11 protein-coding genes and 1 riboswitch are annotated in these 9,780 nt (G+C 33.6%); of the genes, 2 read left to right on the top strand and 9 right to left on the bottom strand.

Going from position 1 to position 9,780, the window contains the following annotated elements; translation table 11 throughout:
• Positions 1-171: 171 nt before the first annotated feature.
• Positions 172-939: a flagellar motor stator protein MotA gene (gene motA / locus DOK76_RS13010; protein WP_206968454.1), complete on the top strand. Its 768-nt coding sequence runs from the start codon at positions 172-174 to the stop codon at positions 937-939.
• A gap of 12 nt (positions 940-951) precedes the next feature.
• On the top strand, positions 952-1,758 hold the full coding sequence (locus DOK76_RS13005) for an OmpA/MotB family protein (protein WP_206968452.1): 807 nt from the start codon (positions 952-954) through the stop codon (positions 1,756-1,758).
• A gap of 27 nt (positions 1,759-1,785) precedes the next feature.
• Here the strand turns inward: DOK76_RS13005 and DOK76_RS13000 are convergent, their stop codons facing one another.
• The 9 genes from DOK76_RS13000 to pflB all read right to left on the bottom strand — a co-directional run bounded on the left by DOK76_RS13000 (position 1,786) and on the right by pflB (position 9,080).
• Positions 1,786-2,148, bottom strand: a complete 363-nt coding sequence (locus DOK76_RS13000) for a lipoprotein (RefSeq protein ID WP_206968450.1) — start codon at positions 2,146-2,148, stop codon at positions 1,786-1,788.
• Positions 2,149-2,164: 16 nt separating this feature from the next.
• Complete coding sequence (locus DOK76_RS12995) at positions 2,165-2,500, bottom strand: thioredoxin family protein (protein WP_206968448.1); 336 nt, start codon at positions 2,498-2,500, stop codon at positions 2,165-2,167.
• A 63-nt stretch (positions 2,501-2,563) separates the two neighbouring features.
• On the bottom strand, positions 2,564-3,493 hold the full coding sequence (locus DOK76_RS12990; RefSeq protein ID WP_206968446.1) for a DUF1803 domain-containing protein: 930 nt from the start codon (positions 3,491-3,493) through the stop codon (positions 2,564-2,566).
• A gap of 54 nt (positions 3,494-3,547) precedes the next feature.
• On the bottom strand, positions 3,548-4,474 hold the full coding sequence (locus tag DOK76_RS12985) for a manganese-dependent inorganic pyrophosphatase (RefSeq protein WP_206968444.1): 927 nt from the start codon (positions 4,472-4,474) through the stop codon (positions 3,548-3,550).
• Positions 4,475-4,532: 58 nt separating this feature from the next.
• Positions 4,533-4,847 (bottom strand): DMT family transporter, encoded by a 315-nt coding sequence (locus DOK76_RS12980; protein WP_242542322.1) that lies wholly within the window; start codon positions 4,845-4,847, stop codon positions 4,533-4,535.
• Between the two features lie 2 nt (positions 4,848-4,849).
• Complete coding sequence (locus DOK76_RS12975; protein WP_206968442.1) at positions 4,850-5,188, bottom strand: DMT family transporter; 339 nt, start codon at positions 5,186-5,188, stop codon at positions 4,850-4,852.
• Between the two features lie 49 nt (positions 5,189-5,237).
• A riboswitch (guanidine-I (ykkC/yxkD leader) is annotated at positions 5,238-5,344 on the bottom strand.
• Positions 5,345-5,423: 79 nt separating this feature from the next.
• Complete coding sequence (locus DOK76_RS12970; protein WP_206968440.1) at positions 5,424-5,945, bottom strand: hypothetical protein; 522 nt, start codon at positions 5,943-5,945, stop codon at positions 5,424-5,426.
• A 60-nt stretch (positions 5,946-6,005) separates the two neighbouring features.
• A complete protein-coding gene (gene pflA / locus DOK76_RS12965; protein WP_206968438.1) occupies positions 6,006-6,767 on the bottom strand; it encodes a pyruvate formate-lyase-activating protein in 762 nt (253 codons plus the stop codon).
• Positions 6,768-6,833: 66 nt separating this feature from the next.
• Positions 6,834-9,080, bottom strand: coding sequence for a formate C-acetyltransferase (gene pflB, locus DOK76_RS12960; RefSeq protein ID WP_206968436.1), 2,247 nt, complete (start codon positions 9,078-9,080; stop codon positions 6,834-6,836).
• Between the last annotated feature and the right edge of the window lie 700 nt (positions 9,081-9,780).

Genomic DNA, 9,780 nt, shown 5'->3' with positions numbered 1-9,780 from the left:
TCGCATTTATTGTTAGTTAAATGAATATTTTCTAATTTTTTTTGATTTTTTCTATTAATTTTTGGTAATATTGTACCGATAATAATAAATGTAGTATTTTTATAACATTTGTATCTGAAATAAATACATTTTCTTATTAAAAATCAATTGAAATGGGTAAGGTGAACAAAAATGGATATCTTTTTATTACTAGGAATTATTATGGGTGTTATTTCTGTTGTTGTCGGAATGATCGTAAAAGGGGCAGATGTTTTAGTATTAATTAATCCTGCTGCTATCATTATCATTGGAGTCGGAACTCTTGCTGCTTTAATTAATTCTTTCCCAACAAAAGATATCAAGCGTTTGCCTAAGATATTTGGTGTTTTATTTAAACCTGACCCTGAATCAACTTCAAAAGAATTAGTCGACACAATTATGTCTCTTGCTCAAAAAGCTAGACAAGAAGGTATTTTAGCTCTAGAAACCACAGTAGATTCCTTAGATCCTGGCTTTTTAAAGAACGGCATGGAAATGGTAGTTGACGGGGTTGCTATTGAACAAATTGAAGAAACACTAACCAATGAAATTTCAGCATTAGAAGAAAGGCATCGAGTTGGATCATCCATGTTTAAAATAGCTGGATCATCAGCACCGACACTTGGTGTTTTGGGAGCTGTTATTGGTTTAATCGGTGCCTTAGGAAACTTAAATGATGTAGATGCTTTAGGACATATGATCTCTGCTGCCTTTGTTGCAACCTTATATGGTATCTTTTTTGGTTACGTGATGTTTATTCCATTTGGTAATCGATTAACAAGAAAGTCTGAAGATGAAGTCCATAATATGATGATAGCCGTTGAAGGTATTTTAGCTATCCAAGCAGGTCATAATCCAAATACAATTGAGCGAAAACTTGTTGGAATGCTAGATCCAAAAGACAAAGACTTTAGAAAGTAGTTGTGATCATTTATGAAGAAAAGACCAAAAAAACAGGAAGAGCCCGTCGATGAGGGTTGGCTATTACCTTATGCTGATATGTTAACTCTTCTATTAGCTCTCTTTATCGTAATGTTTGCCATGGCCAAAACAGATGATTCTAAACTAGATGAATTAAGTAATGAGTTTAATATTATTTTTTCTGGTAAAAGTAGTAAAAGCGGTGATGGCATTATGCCTGGCATCTCTCCCAAAAAAGAAGAAGCTAGTACAACTGAGAGTACTAAAGAAAAAACTGAAACTAAAAAAGATGAGAAAAAAGCTCAGGAATCAACAAAAGAGTCACAAAAGAAATCTGAAAAAAACTCAGATGTAGAAAGAATGGAATCTGTTGGAAAAACCATAAAAAATGATTTAACAGATGAAGGGTTTGGTGAAGAAATTGATGTCAATCTTGAGCAAGACGGCTTGCGAATCGCCATAAAAAGCGGTCTGCTATTTGCTCCAGGTAGTGCTTCTGTAACAGATGAAGTGGAAGATGTGGTCAAAAAAATCGCTGAATCTCTTCAAGACTTAGATAACGACTTGATTATTGCAGGCTATACCGACAATATTCCAAGCAACACAGATCAATACCCAACAAATTGGGAGTTGAGTGCTGCTCGTGCTATGACGGTCATGAAGTTGCTTGTCAAACACCATGGTATCGAAGAGGATCGTGTATCTGTTCAAGCATACGGAGAATACAAACCTAAAGTACCTAACAACAATGAAGAAAATCGTGCCAAAAATAGACGCGTTGAAATATTTGTTGTTAAAAAAAATCGTGATAAAGAATAAAAAAACTGATAAATCAAATTTGATTTATCAGTTTTTTTCTTTATCACTAAAGATAGCCACTACTTGACCCTCTTTTTGTTTCGCGGCACTAATTAAGTACAACTTCTTATCACCATATTTGGGTACAATATAGCTACCGTCTTCTTGTTTCATGCCGTTTAACTCATCAAAAGAACCTACAGTTTCAACGTATTCATATTTTTTTATAAGTTCTTTAGTCTCTTTATCTAGTTTCTCAAACTCTTTTTGATCAATTTGATCCACTGTTATGGTTCCTGTATCTACAGCAACAACATCTGGTGTTTTAGCCTTTACGAATTCCGTATAAATAAAGTAACCACCACCAGCTAGTACTAAGAGTAACACAATTGTCGAAAATATTTTTTTCATGAATTCACCTACTTTTTTATTCTCCTTTGATACCTGTCACAATTTTTTCCACTTGATTATAAAGATCTTGTACTGGAACAAACCTCGCTTGTCTTAAATACTCTTTCCCATTCACAAATAAAATAACAACTGGCACAGTCATAACAGAATACTCACCTGCAACTTCTGGTATTTCAAAGGTATTTACGTCTAAGAATAAAATATCTTTTTCAAACTTATTTAATTTAGCATCAATTTGAGGTTTCAACCCATGACAAACACTACAGTCAGGATGACCGAAATAAACAAACGTTATCTCAGATTGATTGATTCTTTCATTTAATTGGTTAATAGTAGTCATTTTTTCAAACATATAATCTCCCTCGCTTCTTCTATATTGTATAAAAAAGGAAGCATTAAACCAAAGAATATGCTTTTATCGTAACACACCATGAACATATTGGCATTCTTTTACAGCATTATTTTTTTGCAACCATGTCATTAAAATACTGGCTAGCGCATAAGACATATCAGGAAATTCTGTAAATTCTTTTGTAACAATGTCTGCTAGTTCTTCTAACACCAATTGAATATCTGCCGTCCTATCAGTCGTGTCCAAAATCATCATGTGAAATAAACAATTATTCGCCTCAACAGTCACATAACCCATATCAATTAATGCATCCATAAAAATATCTTCTTTTTCACTAGAAATTGTTTTTCCCTTTTTTAATCGACGAAGCTTACGTTCGCAATAAGGTACAAAATAATTGGGGTTTATATCTCCCAGTTTTTTCCTTAATCTTAGAAACGCTTCAGGAAGATGCTCACTTTTTCGATTCAAATAATTAAAATAATCAGCTATATTATGACTGTAATAAGGATAAAAGGAAGCTAGCGAGAGAAAAGTCACTTGTTTTGCTTCCGTTCTAGTTATTCTACTAGGCTGAGATAGCCAATTAATTGAGAAGTCTGTTTCTTCATAAAGGACATCTTCTTGATTTTTTACTCCCACAAATAAATCAAAATAAATATTAGACGATGTTCCTATGCGAGAGAGGGTATCACTTAGATGCTCATCTAAATAGGCCACACACACTTCATTAATTTGTTGTTGCTTATTAGCCGTTATGACAGGTATACCTAACATATACTTACCATGATGCCTTGTTATAAAGCCATATGAAACAAGTTCTTCAATATAGTTATCTGTTATCTCGATTTCAGGAAATGCTCGCTTAATCTCTCTTAAGGTAACTTTATCTGATTGTTGCCATAAAAAATCAACTATTTGGATAAACTTATCCTCCGCTACTAGGTCCATTTTTTTGCTATCAAATGCCTTATCACTTAATTTAATAATCATTGTCATCTCACCTTTGAAAAAAGCTTTCAAGCCACTGACTTGAAAGCTTTTGTTTTAACTAAATGCTTTGGTTAATTGAGGAACAACTTGTTTCTTACGTGACACAACACCTTTTAATAAAGCTTGGTTATTTTCTAATGTCACATCAAATGCTGCCTCAACTTTTTCTTTAGGTTCTCCAACTACAAGAGCCACAGAATCACTATCTAAAATATTAGTAATGACTAATACAAACATATCAAAGCCATTAGCATCCATTTGTTTTTGCATTTCTGCTTCTAACTCTTCTTGTCTTGACAACACGTCTTGAACATCTACAGTATTGACTTGACCAATTCTTAAGTTTTTATCTCCCATTGGGAATGTTTTAGCATCTCCATCAATTAATTGTAGAGCTGTTTTATCACTTAGGTTAGTCCCTGCTTTTAACATGTCTAAGCCGTAAACTTCTAAATCAACATCTGAAATCTCAGCTAATTCCTTAGCTGCTTTCACATCTTGTTCAGTACAAGTAGGTGATTTAAATAATAATGAATCTGAAACAATAGCAGATAGCATTAAGCCTGCAATTTTTTTAGGAACTTCGATGCCATGCTCTTTGTACATTTTTAAAATAATTGTGTTTGTACAACCAACCGGTTCTGCACGATAAAATAACGGATTAGCCGTTTCAAAATTAGCAATTCGGTGATGGTCTACCACAGCAAGAACTTCTAGTTCTTTTATATCACTAACACTTTGTTGTGCTTCGTTATGATCCACTAACATGACTTGATTTGTTTCATCTTTTGCTGATTCAATTACGCGAGGTGCTTCAACATTAAAATAGTTTAATGCGTATGCTGTTTCTTCATTAACTGTTCCTAATGCAACAGCCTCTGCTTCAACACCTAATTGATTTTGTAAGTATGAAAATGAGATAGCAGATGTAATAGCATCTGTATCTGGATTTTGATGGCCAAAAACTAAAACTTTTGACATGAATAATTCCTCCAATTTTAAAATCTTATGTTGCTATTATAACATAAAATAAAACTTTTTAAGAAATTAATTTCAATCCAACTGCTGCAATCAAAATCAAAGCAATAAAGAAAATTCTTTTAAAATCTCTTGATTCATTATACAGAACAATCCCTAATATCGCTCCCCCTGAGGCTCCAATACCAGTCCAAACAGCGTAAGCTGTACTCATTGGTAACGACTTGATAGAATATGATAGTAAGATAAAACTTAACACAAACATGGTTATCATTTTTAACAAATTCTTTGTGTTTTTGTCACTTAGATACTCATTAATGCTGTTGACACCTAACATCTCAAATATCCCTGCAAATACTAAACTAATCCATGCCATGATTAATGCCCTCCTTCTTGTGTTTTGTCATCTGAAGATAACTTCAAACCAATCACACCGATTAATAGGATAACAACAAAAAAGATAGTCATGACACTAATAGGTTGTTTAAAAATCAAGGCATCAACTAAGATAGTCCCTGTCGTCCCTAGTCCCACAAAAACAGCATACACTGTTCCTACGGGGATTTTTTCACCTGCTTTAATCATTAGGTAAAAACTAACAAAAATGGCAACACAGGTACCTAACCATTCTAATGGATTCGAAGCATGTTTTAACCCAATTACCCACATGACTTCAAATATTGCTGCGATAACAATTGACAGCCAACTGCGATTCATACAAAATTCCTCCTTTAATAACAGAAAAAACCTAAGAGATAACTATATCATCTCCCAGGCTTTTATCCCTCCGTGTTTCGTAGTCTTCAACTACGAGCTTACTCTCGGACCAGACTAGCATGTATGACGTGCTACGGAACCCTAGTAAGTACTTTTTATTAATATCCTTTTATATTATCACACTCATATAGAACTTCAAGTGCTCGACTCTTTTGCTCATTAAATTTTTACAAAGTTAATCAACTACCTGAATCTTAGTCACATCTTCCTCACTAGTTTGTCTAGGCTCGCCATCTGTTACAGTAGCATTTTGAAAGACACTAATAATGACTTCGCTACCAGGTTTCAATGTTTTAAAGTCTAGATGGGGATTTTCACTTGGTGATACAAAAAAGATAGCCTCTTTCCCAATATTATCTTGATAGAGTTGATTAGGATCTTTGGCTACATCAGCAACATTAAGTGTTATTTGATAAAAATCAAAACCACTATCTGGTTTATTAAACAAGTCAACAACCTCTCCTGTCACAGCAACCATCTCTTCACCGCTATTTATTCTGTCTTGTTTTTCTTTTAATCGTTGCGCGCTTTGTTCCTTCATTTGTTTATTTGCCTCTTCAAGTATGCGACTTACTTCAGTTGTGTCCTCCGTATTAAAACTATTACTACTTGATTCTTTTGTTGATGCGGTTGATTTACAAGCGGATAATAGCATAAGTGACAACACACAACTAATCGCTATGAGTGTTTTTCTCAAACCCATGGCTCCTGTTCTATTTCATGTATAAAAAAAGACTGGATATCCAGTCTTTTTTACTTATCTTGTTTGATATTTTGTATAAGAATCAACGTGTAATAATTTTTGTGCATTTTTAACTCTGTCTTGAGTTGGTGGTTCAATACCTTCTAGAGGGTATTTCAAACCAAGTTCTTCCCACTTGTATCGACCCATTGTGTGATAAGGTAAAATCTCTACTTTATCCACATTATTTAGGGTTTTGATAAATTCATCTAAACGAATCAAATACTCGTCATAGTCACTTCTAAAAGGTACTAAGACATGTCTAATCCAAACAGGTTTATCAATTTCAGAAAGATATTGTGCCATTTCTAAAATATTATCATTTGGGCTTTTCGTTAATTCTTTATGAGCTTTATTATCAATATGCTTGATATCAAATAATAATAAATCTGTATATTTCATTAACTCGTTAAATTGGCTGAAGAATGGTTCTTCATAAGTAAAGGGACGCCCACATGTGTCAATCGTTGTGTGAATGCCTTTTTCTTTTGCTTTTTTGAAGAGATCAGTGATAAATTCAGGTTGAAGCAAAGGTTCTCCACCACTTATGGTAATACCACCTTTTTCACCCCAGTATTTTTGATAACGTAACGCTTCTTCTAAAATTTCATCAGTAGTTACTTCACGTCCACCATTAATTTTCCAAGTATCAGGATTATGACAAAATTGACATCTCATACGACATCCTTGCATAAACACAATAAATCTTACACCTGGTCCATCTACAGTTCCAAAATTTTCAGTTGAATGAATTCTTCCAGTTACTTTATCCGCCATCTTATCCCATTCCTTATCAAAAAGAGATGACCGTAGCCACCAGTCACCTCTTTAATTATTATTTTATTACATTTTGCTATGTGATGTTCTTGCGATAACGTCTGCTTGTTGTTCTGCTGTTAAGTCACGGAATTTAACGGCATAACCAGACACACGAATTGTTAGGTTTGGATATTTTTCTGGGTGAGCTTGTGCATCTAATAATAAATCAGTTGTAAACACGTTCACGTTTAAGTGGTAACCACCATTGTCAAAATAACCATCCATTACGTTTCTTAAGTTCGCAATACGAGTTGTATCGTCTTTACCTAATCCATTTGGATTAATTGTTTGTGTATTTGAAATACCATCTAAGGCATTTGTGTAATCAAGTTTAGCAGTTGAGTTTAATGATGCTAATAAACCATTTTTCTCACCTAAGAACTTGCCATCTTGGTAACTCGGGTTAGCACCAGGAGCTAATGGTTTACCTGCACGGCGACCATCTGGTGTATTACCTGTAGCTTTACCATATACTACGTTAGATGTAATTGTCAATAATGAAAGCGTTGGAGTTGAGTTACGGTAAGTATGTTGGCGTTTAATTTGTGCCATGAAGTACTCAACGATCCAGTTAGCCATTGCATCTGCTTCTTCATTATCATTTCCGTAAGTTGGGAACTCATTTTGTGGAATGTAATCTACAGCAAATCCTTCTTCGTCACGAATAACTTTAACGTTACCATGTTTGATTGCCATGATACTATCTGTCGCATGAGAAATCCCTGCAATACCTGTTGCGAAAGTACGTTTTAAATCTGATTCCATGAATGCTAATTGTGGTGCTTCATAAGCATATTTATCATGCATGAAGTGAATAACATTTAATGTATTCACATATAATTCAGCTAACCAATCCATAATATCTTTATAGCGTTCGATAAATTCATTGTAATCTAGAGTATCACCAGTCATTGGACGATATTTAGGCGCAACTTGTGCTCTTGTTTTTTCGTCCACTCCACCGTTGATTGCGTAAAGAACTGCTTTAGCTAAGTTAGCACGAGCTCCAAAGAATTGCATGTCTTTACCCATAACTGTTGCAGATACACAACAAGCAATAGCACAGTCATCTGAACCCCAGTTAGCTCTTAATAAATCATCATTTTCAAACTGAATTGATGAACTTTCTTTAGCGACTTTAGCTGAGTAAGTTCTGAATCCTTCTGGTAAATGAGAAGAATATAAAACAGTTAAGTTTGGCTCTGGAGATGGTCCCATGTTTGTTAATGTATGTAAGATACGGAAGTCACTCTTAGTTACTAATGAACGTCCGTCAATACCCATACCTGCAAGAGATAATGTTGCCCAAATTGGATAACCTGAGAATAATTGGTTGTATTCAGGTGTACGAGCAAATTTAACCATACGTAGTTTCATGATTAAATGATCAATCATTTCTTGTGCTTCATTTTCAGTGATTAAACCACTTTGTAAGTCACGTTCAATATAGATATCTAAGAAAGCCGATACACGTCCGATAGACATTGCCGCGCCATTTTGAGATTTAATTGCTGCTAGATAACCGAAGTAAGTCCATTGGATAGCTTCTTGAGCATTTTTAGCTGGTTCAGAAATATCGTAACCATAATAAGTAGCCATTTCTTTGATTTGACCTAAAGCTTTGATTTGTTCTGAAACTTCTTCTCTTAAACGAATCACATCATCAGTCATTACTTTGTTACCAATTAATGATAAGTCTTTTTTCTTTTCAGCGATTAAGAAATCAATTCCGTATAAAGCTAAACGACGGTAGTCACCAATAATACGTCCACGTCCGTAAGCATCTGGAAGACCAGTAATAATTTTGTTTTTACGAGCTGCTCTCATTTCTGGAGTGTAAGCATCAAATACACCTTGGTTATGTGTTTTTCTCCAGTCAGTAAAGATTTTAGTCATCTCATCATCAGTTTCATAACCATTAGCAACTAATGAATGATTCGCCATGTTAATACCACCATAAGGCATGAATGCTTGTTTTAATGGTACATCAGTTTGTAAACCAACAATTTTTTCTTCTTCTTTAATTAAGTAACCTGGTTCATGAGAAGTAATTGTTCCTGGGATGTTGTTATCCATATCGTAAACACCATTTTTCTCGTGTTGTACTTCAAACAATTCTTGTAGTTTAGTCCATAATTTTTCAGTACTTTCAGCTGCTGGTTCTAAGAAACTGTCATCACCTTTGTATTCAGTGTAGTTATGTTGAATAAAATCTCTTACATCTACACTTGTACGCCATTTGTTTCCTTTAAATCCATCCCAATGTCCCATAATTGAGAAGCCTCCTTATAGTTGTCTCTTTTTTAAGTTTTATTAGTAATATTTTTTACATGCTCAGTATAACACATACACAATAAGTTTCAAGTGTTATAGTGAAAAAAATAATTATCTTTTTATTTTTTAATGAAAATACACCGTAAACACTATTAAATCAACGTTATGACATGTGATTTTTTATTTAATCTACTGTTATAATCCAACGGTTAACTGTACTATAACAGAGGGTTTTCAAGCATTGTGATATATAACAGATTTATCCAGATAACAAATCATATAGCTATTCACTTGTCTATAGACGTGCTTTCACCATAATGGATATTATCAAATAATAAGATTGGCTTCATTAACAGTTAATCAGCTGATTTAGCCCACATATAATTTTATGAACTCATGTCATCAAAATAATAAACAGTTATCTAATTTCAAAATCATTAATCTTTGAAATTGGATAACTGTTTATCTGTATAGATCTTAATTAAGAAATTGAGTTAATTATAAAACATAAAAGAGTTTTTGAGATGATCAACACATTCTCTATTTATTGCAATGGGAGTAAGGGGAGTTTGTTCTTTAATGTGTTGATTGCATCTCTTTTAATTTCAATTTTTTGATATAAACAATAAATTGAAACACCAAACTATCTAACCTAACAAAATACTTTATTTCACATTGTATTATTAAACATAAGATT

This window comes from Candidatus Vagococcus giribetii (assembly GCF_017316185.1).
Classification (GTDB): domain Bacteria; phylum Bacillota; class Bacilli; order Lactobacillales; family Vagococcaceae; genus Vagococcus; species Vagococcus giribetii.
The sequence above is the reverse complement of the archived record's forward strand: the minus strand, read 5'-3'. Positions and strand labels throughout refer to the sequence as shown.